Annotated in this window: 14 protein-coding genes; 4 read left to right on the forward strand and 10 right to left on the reverse strand. The window is 54.5% G+C overall.

Translation table 11 applies throughout. The features are described 5' to 3' along the window. Positions 1-30: 30 nt before the first annotated feature. A complete protein-coding gene (locus tag KF719_RS18150; protein WP_363318028.1) occupies positions 31-645 on the forward strand; it encodes an NUDIX domain-containing protein in 615 nt (204 codons plus the stop codon). On the opposite strand, the gene KF719_RS13040 is transcribed toward KF719_RS18150, so the two are convergent. The 8 genes from KF719_RS13040 to KF719_RS13075 all read right to left on the reverse strand — a co-directional run bounded on the left by KF719_RS13040 (position 620) and on the right by KF719_RS13075 (position 12,334). After that, a complete protein-coding gene (locus KF719_RS13040; RefSeq protein WP_293509137.1) occupies positions 620-1,642 on the reverse strand; it encodes an adenylosuccinate synthetase in 1,023 nt (340 codons plus the stop codon). The two genes, KF719_RS18150 and KF719_RS13040, sit on opposite strands and share 26 nt — an antisense overlap. Positions 1,643-1,695: 53 nt before the next feature. After that, entirely contained in the window at positions 1,696-2,208 is a 513-nt protein-coding gene (locus tag KF719_RS13045; protein WP_293510660.1) for an AAA family ATPase, read from the reverse strand. Positions 2,209-2,566: 358 nt separating this feature from the next. Then, positions 2,567-3,139 carry a site-specific integrase gene (locus KF719_RS13050; RefSeq protein WP_293509138.1) on the reverse strand — a complete coding sequence of 191 codons (573 nt, stop codon included), beginning with the start codon at positions 3,137-3,139 and terminating at the stop codon, positions 2,567-2,569. 246 nt (positions 3,140-3,385) lie between these two features. Next, on the reverse strand, positions 3,386-4,615 hold the full coding sequence (locus tag KF719_RS13055) for a hypothetical protein (protein WP_293509139.1): 1,230 nt from the start codon (positions 4,613-4,615) through the stop codon (positions 3,386-3,388). Next, positions 4,608-5,072, reverse strand: coding sequence for a hypothetical protein (locus KF719_RS13060; protein ID WP_293509140.1), 465 nt, complete (start codon positions 5,070-5,072; stop codon positions 4,608-4,610). The genes KF719_RS13055 and KF719_RS13060 overlap by 8 nt, the downstream gene beginning before the upstream one ends. After that, positions 5,072-8,533, reverse strand: coding sequence for a hypothetical protein (locus KF719_RS13065; protein WP_293509141.1), 3,462 nt, complete (start codon positions 8,531-8,533; stop codon positions 5,072-5,074). Before KF719_RS13065 ends, KF719_RS13060 begins: the two co-directional genes overlap by 1 nt. Before the next feature lie 519 nt (positions 8,534-9,052). Next, positions 9,053-12,073 (reverse strand): DEAD/DEAH box helicase, encoded by a 3,021-nt coding sequence (locus KF719_RS13070; protein WP_293509142.1) that lies wholly within the window; start codon positions 12,071-12,073, stop codon positions 9,053-9,055. Between the two features lie 3 nt (positions 12,074-12,076). Beyond that, entirely contained in the window at positions 12,077-12,334 is a 258-nt protein-coding gene (locus KF719_RS13075) for a DUF2158 domain-containing protein (RefSeq protein ID WP_293509143.1), read from the reverse strand. Positions 12,335-12,544: 210 nt separating this feature from the next. Between KF719_RS13075 and KF719_RS13080 the strand changes: the two genes are divergently transcribed. The 3 genes from KF719_RS13080 to KF719_RS13090 all read left to right on the forward strand — a co-directional run bounded on the left by KF719_RS13080 (position 12,545) and on the right by KF719_RS13090 (position 15,719). After that, positions 12,545-12,748 carry an AlpA family phage regulatory protein gene (locus KF719_RS13080; RefSeq protein ID WP_293509144.1) on the forward strand — a complete coding sequence of 68 codons (204 nt, stop codon included), beginning with the start codon at positions 12,545-12,547 and terminating at the stop codon, positions 12,746-12,748. Between the two features lie 364 nt (positions 12,749-13,112). After that, positions 13,113-13,487 (forward strand): hypothetical protein, encoded by a 375-nt coding sequence (locus KF719_RS13085; protein ID WP_293509145.1) that lies wholly within the window; start codon positions 13,113-13,115, stop codon positions 13,485-13,487. A 3-nt stretch (positions 13,488-13,490) separates the two neighbouring features. After that, complete coding sequence (locus KF719_RS13090) at positions 13,491-15,719, forward strand: ATP-binding protein (RefSeq protein ID WP_293509146.1); 2,229 nt, start codon at positions 13,491-13,493, stop codon at positions 15,717-15,719. A 19-nt stretch (positions 15,720-15,738) separates the two neighbouring features. Here the strand turns inward: KF719_RS13090 and KF719_RS13095 are convergent, their stop codons facing one another. Beyond that, entirely contained in the window at positions 15,739-16,239 is a 501-nt protein-coding gene (locus tag KF719_RS13095) for a GNAT family N-acetyltransferase (RefSeq protein WP_293509147.1), read from the reverse strand. Next, positions 16,236-16,526 carry a DUF1778 domain-containing protein gene (locus KF719_RS13100; RefSeq protein ID WP_293509148.1) on the reverse strand — a complete coding sequence of 97 codons (291 nt, stop codon included), beginning with the start codon at positions 16,524-16,526 and terminating at the stop codon, positions 16,236-16,238. Before KF719_RS13100 ends, KF719_RS13095 begins: the two co-directional genes overlap by 4 nt. Positions 16,527-16,558: the final 32 nt, after the last annotated feature.

A 16,558-nucleotide genomic window follows, 5' to 3' on the forward strand; every position in this document is an offset into this window, starting at 1 on the left:
ATTCAGCGAAAAATATTCAATGAGCGTGCTATGCAGAATCCGACTTCTGCGCCGGAACTCGCGAATATACCGTACACATTGATTGCATGCGTCAATCAGTACGATGAACTTCTGATGGTTCAGCGGACAAAAGCTCCGTTCGCAGGATGTTGGAACTTTATCGGAGGGAAAATCGAAGCAGGTGAATCTCCCTCCTCCGCCGCAATTCGGGAGCTAAATGAGGAGGCGGGTCAAACCACAACCCTTCGCAGAAGGGTGCAGTTTCGAGGCATTGCTCTATGGCCAATCGCAGGAATGCAATTTCACTATCTGGGGATGTATCTGTTTCTCTACAGGTGTAGGACAACAGATGCTGAAACGCGCCAGTTCGCGATGCTAGATGAGGGTGTCACAGCATGGATTCACTTAGACTTACTCCTTGACGGTTCCTCACTTAAATTGGTGCCAAATTTTGATCTGTTGTTGCCCTACCTTTTGGATTCACGAAAGAACCCCTGCATTGTTTGCCACGAAGTGACGGACGTGGGCGTCAGACTTATTTGGAATGCGGTGATTCCGAAAGCAACCCGAGACATAGCAACTTCACCCCACTCCAGTAAATTCTTGAACGTTGACGATCTCAGGGGTTTTCGTAACGCTCGATAACACTTGAAGTGCTAGCACCGGTTCCAATCAGTCTTACCGGCACTTGAACCTCCTGTTCCACATAGTCGACGAAGTCTTTAACTTTCTGCGGTAACCCATCAAAGTCTTTGCAATCAATGGCACTGGCGTCGATGTAATCGACGAAGGTAAGTGCCAACTCAGTGGCCGATGTCAATTGGGCTGCCCTACGAACCGAATTGGAATCAAACCGACCTACTCGCCTCACTTTCTGGGTGACAGTTGTAAGTTCAACGAGTGGAACTGGGTAGCCCGACTCTTTGGTAACAGCTTGCCAAGTAATCTCATCTCGCAATGGGCCAGATGTACCGGCCACACGTATCGGATAGCTGCGAACAACCATTACAACGCTAGAAACATGGATTGGCCCTAGCCCAGCTTCACCACATAAACTGCCTGCGGTGACATCGCGGCTGGTTACATAAGGATACTGCCCATGATGCAAGCTCAACCCAACGCCCTGTGTCCCTTCAAGCAAAATCTCTTCCCGTTTCCCCAATGCGGAATGCAGCAACGTCGATACATCGGCGATGTAGGGGTTTAGGGATTTAACATCACGCGCCAACAGCACATCCTCTTCGCGGAGAACTTTTGAAGCAACCGCCGCACCTACACCTTTGCCGGTAGAGCCTATCCGCGACACCAAGCTCTTCTCCGAACCAAAATATTTGTCCAATATCACAACCGCTTGCGGATCAATGAACAGTCGTTCCGCTGAGACTTCGTTTGAAGCAATCTCCTCAAGAAGGATTCCTAGGTCAATAATTGCGCCGGCGCCGAGATACAATTTCACGCCGGGCACTACTACGGCGCAGGGCAGGTGCCGAAGTACAATAATCTTATCTTCACTTTTTACCGTGTGTCCGGCATTCGGGCCCCCGGTTCGCACTGAATGTTGAAATTTCGGTGCAAGATGCGCGGCTATCTTGCCTTTTCCTTCACTTCCATATTGACCGCCGACAATAACCGTAATTGGCATTCTAATTTCCTCGGCAAAGCCATCAATGTTTCAAGTTTCTCTATGAGAATTACTCAATTGGCTTCCAAGTAATCTAAGAAGCTGACAAGTTGGCGAGCCCGAAATTCTAAATGATTGCAGTTCACTATGGTGAAAGAGCACTCGTCAATCAGGGCTGGAATATCAGCTTCCACCTGATGTGTGTCTCGCATTTGCAGTGACTCCCCGCGACCACTATCAATCATCCGCTTGTTACGCAGAGCGTGAGAGGCTGTCACCGCAACCAAAACTGCGCGCGCGCCGTATTTCTTTTGAAGTTTCTGCCAATGGTCAACTGGACGAATTGCATCGATTACATTGACACAATTCGGATCGATCTGATCGAACAACGCTTGGCAAAAGACAGCGGCACCTGCTCCCGTGGACAAATACGCCCCCATCGATTGCAAGCTGTCTATATTCCCACTAGCACCCAAATCCCGAACAATGTCACGGGTTCGCACCCACTTGTATCCAAACTTAGATTGCAAATGGCTCGCGACCGTACTCTTGCCGGCAGCCGGCATTCCAACCAACGCTACTATCATATTTGCCAAAGGATTTCTCCGGCTCTAGATGGTTAGCTCGTTGAATAGGTGGCATGAAAACACGCTTACAGAAGTGACCACTAACCTTGCGTCCGGAATGCCGTCGATTGGGCCGCAAGGCTCAGATTTTGGTGTTAGTTGAGAACCCTTTGAGAACTTCAGCAGGACTTCTACTTTTCAGTCAAGTGATTTGAAGAATCAATGTCGTATACGGAGTATCTTAGCCATGCATAGCACATTGTAGCTTCGCTCCACATATGCTTTAGAGGGAGATTCCGGTCCAAATCTATGTGATGGCTGCCTTCTCCGCCTTGGCATCGGCACTTGATACAGATTTGCTTGTACTTTTTCCAAACTTCTAAAGCCACATCTTCGAAGCTAAGGTGCGTTCTTCATCTCCAACCGCGTCGGCGTAAATCGCAGTAGTGGCAATGCGGGAGTGCCCCATCCACTTTTGGACGATGTTAAGCGGTACATTTTTTTGAGTGGCGCCCACTCCGAAGGCGTGTCGGAGTGCCTTGGGCATCGACTGGCTTGGACCAGCTCCAATCACTTGCATGACCAGCTTAACCTGCGTCCATGCAGTTGTTCGTCCCCAAGTCCATATGCGCGCGGCCCGTTGTCCGGGATCTAATTGAGCGTCACGAAGATTGTGGACCGCTTCAAGCCGCGCAAGGAAATGCGTTGGCACGGGTACCGCCCGAAAGACGCCGCGCCGACGCTTTTTCAAGCTTTCAATAACTATAACTCCAGCCTCCGTATCGACATGTTCCGACGTCAGCGCGAGAATTTCTGATATGCGGGCACCTGTATAGGCGAGTGCCAGGCAAAACGTCTCCGCTTCCGGCCGCAATCGACACACAGCACCAATGAATGCCTCACGTTCTTTAATTGTGAGGTACTTCCTTCGTCCCCTATTGTCGTAAATCATATTTTGTGGGTCATCTTCTGTACGCAACAAAGCGTAAGAAAGGGGTTGACCTGATTACTATTAAGTGAACAGAATTGCTCATTCTGTTCAATCTATATTACAATAACACTATAAAGTTCGGACCTCACAAAGGAGCGTCTCTTAATAGGTGTTATCAATGCGTGATCTGGCATTGGCTAAATACAGCGGCTCAGACATAGGCGCGGGCTGACAGACTGCAGGCATCCGCAAACGCGGATGGGTTGCTCAATCGAGCATTGACGGTAGCAGTGCGAACAGCGCTTCTACAGCAACAAACGATGCATAAGATTGATAACTATCCCCCTTTTCACTGTCACCAAAATCACTAACCGCCTTGATGGCAATGCAGTCCGGCCTTGGAAGGCCAGCAACATGGCAAGCGTACATTACGGAGTAAATCTCCATATCCACGGCGGCCAAGTCTTTATGATGTTCAAGTATTCGCCTCACCGCTTCCGTGCTCTGAAGCACCGCGGCGCCTGATGCCACAGCACCTATGTGGACCTGGGGTAAGTTGGGCGGCATTGCGCCTTCAAAATCTTTAACGGCCGCATGGAGCGACGACGGATCTGCACGTAGCGCTGATGCCTTCGAGCGCAGTGTCTCATCCAAACGCATCTGATACTGAGCCGGGTGGAAGAACTCCGATCCGTCTGTTCCTAGCTTAGTCTTACCGCTCCCCCAATCCCAGGAAGGGTCAGCGACTATCACGTCTCCCATCTCGATGCGTTCCTTAACGCCCGCGCATATGCCAACCATTGCAACGTACTTTGGTCTGAATGCCTGCACAGCTTTGGTCGTTATGATGGCAGCGCCTGAGAGACCTTTGTCAGAGGCCGCAACGGCCACGATACTATACTTCTTCTGTTCCGAGGAAAACGTAGCTCCAAAGTAGCGGGCGTCATCGAATCTTACCTTGACCGGTTTCCAGTCTAGCGGGAATGCGAGCACGGCTCTCAACTCAGGACTCTCCAACGCCGTGACTATCACAAGGTCGGTCTTGTGTGTGACTCCATCGCTCGAATACGGGGGAGTTATCTGGTCACAGATCGTCATTAGCGTTGAGCGGAGCTTTACCTTCCACGCGTTGTCGGAAAAACTAAACGCTATTACCGTCCAAATCAGATTATCGAACTCGGACTGAGCGAGTTCAAATGACGCTCCATGGACGGTCGTGCCAATGATGTATGGGGGTCTATGCATTTTCCCACGTGTCTTCAGCCATCGTAAAACCTCAAGTCCGCCGCCTGGATCAGGTTCCTTGTCGGCCCGCCTGGGTAAGTGAATATCCAACAACAGAAGATCATAGCCTTTGCACTCCAGCTTTCGCTTTGCGTCTGCTACATCGACCGCGATATCAACGCACTCCTCCGAGATTTCACCTGCGCCATAAATTGCATCCGCCAATACCGTCCGCTTGTGAGCGTCATCTTCAACAAGGAGAATGCTAATCATTCTTGGGCTCCAGAACTGACCGAACAAGGCTGTGCAATTGACGCTCCCATTTGGAATTCGTTTGGCTGAAGAAAACTGCACCAACGAAGATTTCCGGAAACTCCGCTTCGCATTTCTGTGCCAATTCTTCAAAGGTGAAGCTCGAGTCACCTGTGCCGAATCCTCCCAAAGCGCTCACGACAATAACTTTGGAGACGATATTTTTTCTCCGCATTTTCCGGAGGATTTCGTAACCGCCCAACGGTCGCGGACGACCGATCCTTCGCGCCGGCGTTGCATTGAACGTTGGCAAGGTCATGTCGAGTAAAACGAGGTCGAAAGGCTCCGTTTCCACCCTAGCCAAACCGGTCTGATAGGAACGTTCGATCGTCGGGATTATTTCTGGATAGATTTGTTTCAAAAACGACCGCAACCGTCCGCTCTTGACCCGATCATCCTCTATCACCAGAATTTTCATTACCGCTGCTCCTCGGGAAGAGAAAATTTCACCACAAATTTTCTTTCTTCTAAAACAGCCGCCGACATGCCCGCGCCTTTGGCTTCCCGAGATAAGATTCGAATGATTTCCTTGAGTCCCGTCCCGCGCCCCTCCGTAATTTTACTGGCGGCGGCATGTCCGCGATCAAGATGCCTCTCCACTGCCGTTCTCAAGCTGGCAATGTCGCAGTCATCCCGCAACTCGTTCTCGACCGTGATGGTTATGAACCCGTCCGTGCTGCCACAGGTCACCTTAGTTGCTGGTGCCCGTCCATCGAACCTTGCGTGCTCGATCGCGTTCTGAAAGCAGTTTGTTAGGATATCAACCAAGGGCATAAATGCCGAACCCCGGATACTGCCTGAATGTTCGGACATCACTTCAGGAGCAATCGGTTTGGTTGGAAACCTGCTATTTGTAATTTTGACGGCAACCTGAACAGCCGTTGCCACCGAGAATGGTTTAATTGCTGCTGAGCCGGTTCTTTGAAACCAGGATGCCACCTTCTCCAGCGACTGCTGAAACTCGGTTGACGCCTGTGTTATGGCATCTCCCAACAGATTCAAATCACCTCTAGCGCTAAGCGGGACTAACCCAGTCTTCAGGGATTCCATCGCGCTGGTGACTCTTTTGCGAAAGGTCAGGTCGACTTCTTTACGGATAGCTCCAAGAGATTGCTCTACCTTGCGCCAGAGATGTCTGATGACGGCGTCAGCCACTTCGTCTGATGTCGTGAGCTGGTTAACCTCCGCTTGGAGATTCCACAATTCCTCCGGCGTTGGCTCGAAATCGAGAAGGCCCTTGGGTGTTCGTGAACTCTTCACTCGAACCCTCTGGTCTTTCAACTCAGTTATAGAGTCGCTTACTCTCTTCGAAAACCTTGCGAGCAAGGCCTTGATGGTAGCAAGATCGTGCGCGTTTATTGCTAGTTTCTGACGCCATGCTCCGTCAAAGTCGTCCCCATCAGTTGAAAATAATATTCGATGTTTGGTGAAGCTGGATCTCAGTTCGCCTTCAATTGATCCGTGAAGAATGCGGGTACGCAAATACGTCTCTAGCCCGTGGTCGGGATTCAAGACAAACGCGTCCATGACCAGATCGTGGATGCCCAGAAGTAGTCCATTTCTTTCGGTCGCCGGGGGAGAAATATCGCCATAGTCTCCACCCGCCGCCTTCAGAATCTTTCTGATCAATTCCTCCAAACCTATGACCTGAAATTCAAGATCAGGCAGATCTAGCAATCTCCGATACCGCGCAACCGCGTCTGCAAGTTCCACGTCAATGAATCGCTTCACACCGGTTTCATTCACGTATATTCGGCTTCGGTCAAATTGCTCCGTTAGCTGAGCAACTTCCCGCTCTTTGGTAACCTCGACAATCTCCGCTGACAACGCCGACGAGAGTTCAGGAAACTTCTCGCAGAGGTTTGTAAGAATGCTAAGCCGTTCGGCCTCGATCTCCTCGTAAGCATTAAATCGGGTACAATCCTCCATTCGTCGGATCGTGCAAACATGCTGGAGAAAAAAGATGATTCGACTCTCTAAAGCACCACCATTGCCAAGTAACTCGAGCAATTCCGCCGGCCGCAACACCCCAAAGAAATCTAGAACGTCCTCAAACGCGTCCGAGAGTTCTCCATCAAATTTTGTCGATATGTGCAGAGAATAAGCAGTCAGCAAAATAGAACGATTCAACGCCGTACAATCGGCTGCCGCATTCTCGGTTGCCCAACTCACAATGTCATCTAGAGGGAATGCGAGATGCACGGCTTCGTTCTGCAAATAGGCTTCTGTAAATATGTTCAAGAACTGGTCTAATTCCTCAAGTGCACGAGCGGCCTTATAAATAGCCCTCGCAGTCCTGGCGGCTTCTGCGCCACCAGATCGACTCTGGAAAGCTTTGTAGTGTGCTAACGCGACGTGATAGTTCTCATTGTTGTAAGCTAGATGGCCGAGATAGAGCTCCTTGTACTCAACGCTAGCTGCTGAGGTTTCAATGGCGTGTGCAGAATTGTTGCTGGGAAACGCGACGGCTTTTGTCAAAGTAGCGTAGGCGGAGCAAGTGGCCATGCTGTCAGCAGCCGGAAGAATTGCATCACCGGCTATTCTCTTTAGAATTGGGAATTCAGCGGGATCCCGAATTTCGTGAGACAGGGCCCAAACCGCTTCGCTTTCGTGCGCTCTCTCGGAAATGTCTCGGTCATCGGACTTTTCGAGGAAAGACAGGATAAACCTAGAGATTGGCTGCTTTCTCAGAAGTAGGGCAGACTTCTGCAAAGAGAACCGACTCTGATGATACTTCTCAGTTAGCCCGAAGACTTCCTGCAAGTTCTCAATAATTCCGTTTGCCGCTGCGCCGTCTCCTGAAATTCGAAATATGTGACCGGCCTTTAGGCTTGCTCGCGCTGCAATTTCATACAGCGGCGCCTTTTCGGGGTGCATATCCAAATTAGATTGAAGATCTGCCGCAAGAGCTGCGTCATTTGGGGTAACAAGGATGTCGCTGCACGAGAGGTAGGCCGCCGGCGCCTGAAAGGCGCTGTCAGATCTGCGGAGCAGCGTTAGCAAATTGCTTATTCTGATGTCGCCGATACCGCTCAGTCCCTCAATGGCCGTACCCAGATAACCTAGATCAGATAGATCATCCGCTCTAATCAGCGCAAGTTGAGCCATCTCCACAAAAGTTTCAAACCGATCTATGGCGGAAGAATTCTCTTCATGTGCTACGCATCGCCAGGGTTCCGTTATGCCGGACAGATCAAAAGGATTTATGTGGTACCGGATGAATTGAATGGATCCATCCGACAGCTTCGCAGTTTCCTGTCTATTCCACTCTCGCGACAACTCTGCAAGCGAGACATTCTCCTCCGCTGTGTAGCTAAAAAGGTACGCGAGGTACGCGATGAGAGGATGTATGCCCTTGCGATTAATGATTGATTGGAGGAATGCTTTTTGCGCGGAAGTCCCTTGAGCGATCTGTAACAGTGTGATTCGGTTGGACAAGAGCCAAAGTGACATGCCGAAAGCATTCTCGATAGAGTCGAGTTTGTGGGTAGCTAAATCGTAATCTCCCGCGCATATTGCTCGGAAAAAATCGTTTCTCTCAGATACGTATTGTGCAAGTTGGTCAGTATACAGATTAAGTATTGCAGCGTTCCACAATGCCTCGACCTTGTCAGACGCTGGTGGTAAAGGTCGCTTCAGCTTCAAATTTTCGAATGCTGCAGGGAAAGGTTCTCGGGCAATAACTTTTCTATACAGGCTGGTTTGTGCAATCACGTTTACTATTTCGGGGACAGCGGCAGGAGATAGCAGCAATCTTGCGTCTCCGAGACCCTTCAGCAAGTTGCCTTTGGAGTGTAGAGCTCTTCGAAACGCCTTGGCATCGCGGATAGTTTCAGCGGCGGTCAAGTTTTGACGCTTGGAAGTTGAAGTTTTGGTCATGCGAGGGTTGTGCCTCGAGCGTCATTCTTTGCTATACGTTTGAATGCCAAGGCATGCTCCTAGTCAGAGTGAATTTCGGTGTGGGAGATTCGCTTCTTCATTGACGAGGTTCGGAGAATGGCGGTCCAACTAGCGGATATTCGCTTATGTCAACAACGCGGATTCGATGACGACGGCTTGTCGATATCCCAATTTGTGATGCAAAAATTGCACCCCCTTGTGCGCCTTCGGCCGACGTAAGCATATCACTCATATTAAGGGCGATCTAAGTTGCCCAGGCCCTCCCCGCGAAATCTCACCCTTTCGTCACGCTACGATATCTGCTCAATAATACAAAGGGAGAGATACTTCAGTATTTGACGACGGTCGCCCATATACTTAGGGCAGAGAAAAAATGAGCATCGAATCCAATAGGGGTACTCCGACGATTGCTCGTTAGCTTGGTAAGTCATTAGGCGTTCGGATTTGAATCGACACTGGGGATCAGGTGGATGTGGCTCTCGATAGACGGAATTGCCCCTAACTTGCTGCCATGATCTCAGTGGATTTCACTGCCAGGGTACGAAGCTGGGCCGCCCGACGCCCAATAAGATGTTCCAAGGCTTCAATCGACATCGCCGCAATCTTCGTCGGTGTATCAACCCCCGCTCGCCACAGGGTCAATAGTTCGCCGCGTTCGAGGCCAGCCTTCAAATCAACGATCGAAAGCATTTCAGCGGGTACGCCTAGATCAAGGCGCCGGAATAGGGCCTCCGTACGCTCCTCATCCATCGGTTGCTCGAAGATGATGCTTGCGATACGGATCGCGGACTCTAAGAGGAACCTGCTGCCGTCGGCAAAACCACGAATGTCGCCAAAACCGACGCGGTTAAAGGGATTGAGTGAGTATTCGTCTTCGATGTCTCGCACCGGTATGCCATCGATCCAGTCGGCAACGATGAGCGCCCGCTTGCACCGCGCGTAATAGGCGCGATCGCTGGTCGCGGCGCGCCTCAAGAGGCGTATCAGATCTGAACCGAAACGGTGTCCGGCATTCTGCTGCCAACGAGATTCACCGCTTCGGTTCTGAGGAGTAAAATCGTCGTCGCGCTCGGGCAGGGCTTCCAACAGAACCAAAAGTGTCTCGGGTGTAGCGTCCGCAGGTGTAAGCTGCCGAACCATTTCGACAAGACGGAGAGCGGATTCCAAACTAAGCGGTGATTGCCCACACGCCTGGCCGAGCATTGTCAGATGCAGCCGTTCGCCTTCCTGTTCTATTAGTCCGTCGCCTACCATCCGATCAAGCAGCAGCTCAAGATCTGCGCTCATACGTTCACGCCAACGCGGGTCACGCAACATGGCGAGATAGCCGCCATAGGTGTTAGCTACGAGATCTACCACAGCCACTCGCTCGATCTCCTTCGCTTGGGCGAGCAGCCGGATGACCCATGTTCCGGGATTTCTTGCATCGAAGGAAGAGGTAATGGCTTCGGGGAAGCCTTCGACATAAGCGCGAAACAAGCGGGCGCGTTCCATAGGCGTGTCCGCCAGCAAAATTGCTTTACCCTCATTCTCGAACCCAAGCCGTCCGGCACGACCTGCCATATTCTTAAACTGAGCAACCGTGTAGGGCGTCGCTCCGTCGCGTCCGAAGAATTCTGTTTCTACGATAATAACTGTCGACGCTGGCGTATTTACGCCAGCGGCGACCGTACTTGTTGCGACCAAGACATGAATCCCGCCGTCTGCATCGCGGAAACCTTGTTCAATCGCAACACGTTCGTCCCGGTTCAAATCTCCATGATGAAAGGCAACGCCGCCGGCGAGCGCCCCGCGCAAACGTTCCGACATGACGGACTGGTCGCCATCAGGTAGCGCTGCGATGATGCGGTCAGCAGCCGGTAAGCCGAGTTCGTTGGCCAAGTAGTTTGCACACCCAGCCGTTGAGCCTCGCATATTACGAAAGATGATCACCTTGTCGCCTTGGTCAACAAGGTGGCGAACGAGCGGAACGATCATATCTTGCGATGAGGGCTTCGCGCCTCTTTGTTGAACGGTGCGGCGATCAATTAGTTGCGCTTCTTGGATCGTGGCATCAGGGTTTTTGAATTGCCAGCCCCCGGTGCGATCAAGCACACCCTCAACGAGCGGGACGGGTCGTTCTGTCGTGAGAAGGAGTCGACAGCCTAGCCAGCGCTCGAAGCCGTTCACGTTACCAATCACGGCGCTCAGGGCAATCAATTGCGGTGCAATTCCTCGTCCACGTGCGGCGATAAGATTGGTAAGCAACAACTCGACCGTCATTCCTCGCCCAGGCTCGGTGATGAACTGCGCTTCATCGAGAACAACAAGCCCAATTTGATTCAGAATGTGAGGCGCAGCGAGCGCCATGCCGAGAAATTTCTCGTAGGTGAAGAAAGCAATGTCATATTTGCCGCGCAAGACCTCGCTGACTTGATCCTGGTAGTCGCCACTGCACCGAGCGACACGTAGACTCAGTTGCCTGCCATAGATTGCTGAGAAGTCTTCAAACTTCTCGTTTACCAGGGCCTTGTACGGCAACAGAAAGACCGCCTTTCGCCCTTCGACGATTGCCTTGATGGCGGCCATTTCTCCGATGAAGGTTTTGCCGGCGCTTGTTGGCGCAACGGTCAAAAGCGAATTGCCGCCAAGTACGTTGTGATCGTTTATCGCTGCGATCTGGAGTGCGTTGAGCCCGTCGGGATAACGTTCACGCCATGCTTGAAGAACTGAGGTCGGAATTCCATAGCCCTCCAGCTCTGTGAAATCTCCCGTGGTTCGGATCGGTACAAGTTCCGGGAAGGCCGCAAAATAATTCGCGCCACGCTGACCGGCCGGCAAAGACAGCTCGCCTTCGACATGTCCAAACATCACCGGGGTTTGCACGTAGCCAAAGCGCCCGGCATTTGCACGGACGATCCGCACCACTTCATCGACCATCCCGACAACACTTACCGGCCCATCGCTATTCAGCAAGCAATCCAGAACGGCCTTGGTAAAGAGGCCATGCCGCGTTTGTGGGTCTTCAAGAGCTGGCTCGTCGGGTGCTGATGCAGCAAAGAGAATGCGACCTTGGCCGGCGACAACGTCAGCAAGAGGCATGCCGACTGCGCGTGGCGCGACTCCAAGATTCAAAACACGCGCTGGAGCTCCACCGCTGAAACAGCAATCGAGGAGCAGCAGAATTGCCCGTGCCCGACTTTGCCGAAAACGCTCAGCAAGATCGGCCATGCTGATGGTCGTTGCGGGAATATCTTCCGCGCGCGTATCGGCCACAACAAGATGATGGTCAGGCGTCCCGTGGCCCGCAAAGCTCAATACAACGACGTCATCCGCTTCCGCGGCACCGAGTGTCTCGTCGAGAACCCGTGTCACTGCATCAAGGTTGGCGTCAGCATCAACGAGTAGTGATGCGGTCAGACCCTCAATCGAGTCCGACATTACGGCCCAGAGAGACTTCGCGTCACGGACCGCTCCATTGAGATCGCCTACAGCGGGATCGGCATAGCGGTCGATGCCAATGAATGCGGCTCGGATCATGGTTTAGGCTCGCGACAGGTACGCTGTGCTGGTGCCAGGCTTCGGCGCGACCTGAAGCGTCACTGGCGGAAATGCGTCACGCTTCACGACCTGCTTGTTGCCTACCTTCTCAAACCAAATGCAGAAAACAGCCTCACCGCCCATCATGGCGCGTTCTCCCACACTTTCGACCGTCATATTTGGGCCGCCAGACTTCAGTCGGACGACATCACCCGGATTGAATTCCACTTTGCGCTCCATTGGACGTTGAGAGACGTTCATGATTTGTTCAAGTGTATCGTTAAGCCGTCAAGTAATCCAGCACTTCTCCCGAATTGAGGACATTTGTTCCGACTTCGGAACGAACGCCCGATGTCGAACCTCATTCACTACCTCGACTCCCAACCCCTCCCTCCCTAATCTCCTCCTGCCCACTGGTGCGGCTTCGCCAACCTGGGGCGTCGACGCTCCCTTTCCAAAGGGAGTTGTTCGATGGCTCAGTACCAAAAGCAGGTCGTATCCAAAAAGGAGCTGAAGACTGTCTGTGGCATCCCGTATTCCGGCCAGCATATTGCGCGGCTCGAAGCGGCCGGGGCGTTCCCCAAACGGATCAGACTCGGCCAGAATCGTGTTGTGTGGTTGCTGTCGGAAGTCGAGGCATGGCTGGACGCGCGGATCGCCTTGCGAGACGCGTGAACCTACCGCTGACACTTCCTTCTGAAGGGTCCTTGGGGACCGGGTCGCTCCCGGTCCCCATCTTTTTAGGGCGCCCGAAGCCCCGCCACCCTGGGCGATAGGCTGGGGGATACAGAGGGCGATACCGTATCGCCCTTCCGCCCACGGAATTCTTCCAAATATCCAAACAGAATCAATCCGTTGTGCCTGCTGCTGCCCTTTATCCGCAGTCCGACTTATTACTCCGTATCCAGCCTAATAACCCACCCCTGCCACCCAATCTCCTTGACTCCCCACCGCTCCTTCCGCTTCGATCTCTTCCGTATCCGTGACAGTGCGACGTCGAGTGATCTCTTCAGACAAACAGTGGGGAGCGCCCATGCGCGTGGCGATCGAGCATAAGGAAGCGGTATCGGGTCTCATCAAGAAAGTGCTTCAGGTCGAGGTGACGACGGTGGTCCAGTTCTCGGAAGAGGAGCGGGCGATCATCGACAGCTGGAATCTCGGCGACGTGACCGTCGTCGAGCGGCAGATGGATGGCCAGCGGGCCGCCAAGTACAAGGGCGATCAGTACAGCGCCCAGGCGCCTTACGAGCATCTGCGGATCGGGCAACTGACCCAAGGGCCTGACCGCTACCTCTTCGACACCCCGCATGACGCCAAGGTCTACCAGGAACAGCTGGTGGAGGGTCTCAAGACCCTCAAATCCTATCTCGCGAATTGCGCGAGCCTTGCCGAGCCGCAAGTCTTCGAGATCTGAGGGGTGAGCGGCCTCGATTTCACGAAGCCGGAGAATGTCGTTCTCGGCGCCGTCGTCGCGGCATTCTGGCTTTTCGCGCTGATCTTTCTGGCGCCTTTCGCGATCCTGATTGCGGTGGCAGGCCTTGGCTACTGGCTCGTAACCGCGATCTATAACCGGCCGGCAGCCCGCATGGCGCGGGGCCGCGCGGACGCCGAGCGGCTTTACGAGGCCGCGCTCGCGCTCCAGAAGGCGAAGGGTTTCCCGGAGGCGGAGGCGTTTCGCTCCCGCGTCTGGGGCCAGCTCTACGCGCTTCTCGACGAGCGCTATCCCTCGCTTGGTATCGCGGCGGAAATGGTGACGCTCATCGAGGCGCTCTATCGGGCGGAGGGCTTCACCGGCGAGATTCCGAAGCCACCCCAAGAGGTGGGGGAGATCGAACTTGCGCGCTACCGCGACCGGATCGGGGCGCTGACCGCGAAGTTCGGGCGGCCGGAGGTGATCGAGCGGGCCTATGAGACGTTGCTGCTTGCGCTCTGGGATTTTTGCCGGCAGTTGCCGCCGAACGCGCTCCAGAGCCATGACGAGCTTCTGGAAGCGGCCGAAGATGGCCGCATGACCGGTCCCTTCGCGATCCGGCTGATGGAGGCTCTGCCGAAAACGGGCGAGGCGGTCGAGGCGCTGGCGTTTCCGTTCTATCGGCGGGATGCAATCGACGCCGGGCTCTTTGCCGGGCTCCGGGAGCGGCTGTCGCGCAACCAGCATGGCGCCTCCGGCCTTCCCTATGAGCCCCGGTTCTACGATTCCCCGAAGCTCGTGAACCCCTCGGACCATGAGGGCAGCCCTCACGAGATCGTCCATGCCTATCTGAAGGAGACACCTTTCGAGGGGCTCTTCTCGGCCGGCATCCCCTTGGAGATTCCGGACAGCGCCCGTTTCGAGCATCACTGGATCGTGGCGGGGTCGGGCCACGGCAAGAGCCAGACGCTCCAGTACCTGATCGCGCACGATCTCGACCGCGTCGCGCGAGGGGAGGGGAGTGTCGTCGTGATCGATTCCCAAGGCGATCTCATCCGCAACATTGCGGGTTTGAAGATATTCGCACCGGGCGGGCCGCTTGCCGGCAAGCTCTGCCTGATCGATCCGACCGATATCGAATATCCGCTTGCCTTGAACCTCTTCGATTCCGGCATGGAGCGGATCGGGTCCTATCCGCCCCTTGAGCGGGAGCGCCTCATCAACGGCATCCTGGAGCTCTATGATTTCGTGCTGGGGTCGCTACTCTCGGCGGAACTCACCCAGAAGCAGAGCGTCATCTTCCGCTACATCACGCGGCTGATGCTCCATATCCCGGACGCGACCATCCACACCTTCCGGGAACTCATGGAACCCAACGGCTACGAAAAGTATCAGGGCCATATCGAAAAGCTCGACGGCACGGCGCGTGCCTTTTTCGAGACGGAATTCAACAGCAAGCAGTTCGAGGAGACGAAACGGCAGGTGGTCCGCCGGCTCTGGGGCATTCTCGAGAACCGCACCTTCGAGCGCATGTTCTCGCATCCAAGGAACAAGCTCGATCTCTTCAGCGAGATGAATGAAGGCAAGGTGATCCTGATCAACACGGCGAAGGATCTCCTGAAACAGAACGGCACCGAAATCTTCGGCCGCTTCTTCATCGCGCTCATTGCGCAAGCCGCGCAGGAGCGCGCGACGCTCGCCCGGGGCGGCCGGCTGCCCACCTTCGTCTATGTCGACGAATGCGCTGACTATCTCGACCAGAATGTCTCGGTGATCCTCGAACAGGCACGGAAGTTCAATGTCGGGATGGTTTTGGCGCACCAGTATATCGGGCAGTTGTCGCCGAAACTGCAGGAGAGCTTTGCCGCGAATACCAGCATCAAATTCGCGGGCGGCGTCTCGGAGAAGGACGCCCGTGCGCTCGCTCACATGCTCCGGACAACACCGGAGTTCATCGGCGCGCAGGGCAAGGGGCAGTTCGCGGTCTCGATCCGCAACATGACCCAGGGCGCGATCTCGCTCGGCTTTCCCTTCGGCCATCTTGAAACCCTGCCCCGCATGACTGCGGAAGAGGCGGATGCCGTCCGCGGCGAGATGCGGGCGCGCTATGCCGTTCATTGGCAGGAGGTCGAGCGGGAGAGGGAAGAGAAGGAAACCTCTAAGACGAGTGCTGAACCGGTGATGCCCGCAATCCGACCCGCTCCGATCGACACCGCGCCGTCGGACGACTGGTGACGCGCCATCTATCCCGGCGTTAGCCGAGAAGCGCCTTGACGTCTTTCAGGAGGACGTAGAGATGCATGGGGTCGGAGGGCGAGGCGACAAAATCGAAATGCTCATAGAAAGAGCGTGCTTCGTCATCCTTCGCATGCACCATGAAGGCGCGGATGCCGGCAATGTCGGCGGCCTGTAGCGTTCGAAGGAGAGCGTCCCTGAGCAGCGCAGGGCCAATGCCCCGGCCCTGGCAATCGCTTGCGACCGCGAGACGCGCGAGCAGCATCACCGGCACAGGATGGCGGGCAAGGCCTTTCTTCAGGCGCTCCGGCGCATCCTCATAGGCGACCTCGCCGACGACCAGCGTGTGGTAGCCGGCGACACGGTCTTGCATGACAAGAACATAGGTCTGCGACGCATTGGCCTGCTGGTTCTGCAGTGCGTTGCGGATGAGGAAGCGGTTGAGCGGTTCCTTGCCGCAGTCGAAGCCGTCCACCGCATGGTCGCGGCGGAGTTTTTCGACGTTGAAGGCGTCGGTCATTTGCGGCGGGAGGGCGCCGCTCCCGGTGTGGCGAGCAGGCGCTTCAATCGGGGCAGGGGACGGGGCGGGGCATCAAGCGCCGCCTGAAAGGCCTTCCAGTCCTCAGCATCGAGCACGAAGCGCTGACGATCGGGCAGCGTCTCGGCTGCCTTGGCGAGTGCGCTTTCAAGGACGAACTCGCTCACCGAACGGTTCTGGGCGGCGGCGGCCGCATGGAGGGTCCGTTTCGCCTCGCGGCTGAGCCTGAGATCGAGCTTTTCGGAGCGGGTAGCTGTTGTCGCGGCCATGACGGGGTCTCCTGACAGAGAGGTCCTTCATA

Origin of the sequence: Parvibaculum sp., assembly GCF_019635935.1 — a bacterium.
GTDB lineage: Bacteria > Pseudomonadota > Alphaproteobacteria > Parvibaculales > Parvibaculaceae > Parvibaculum.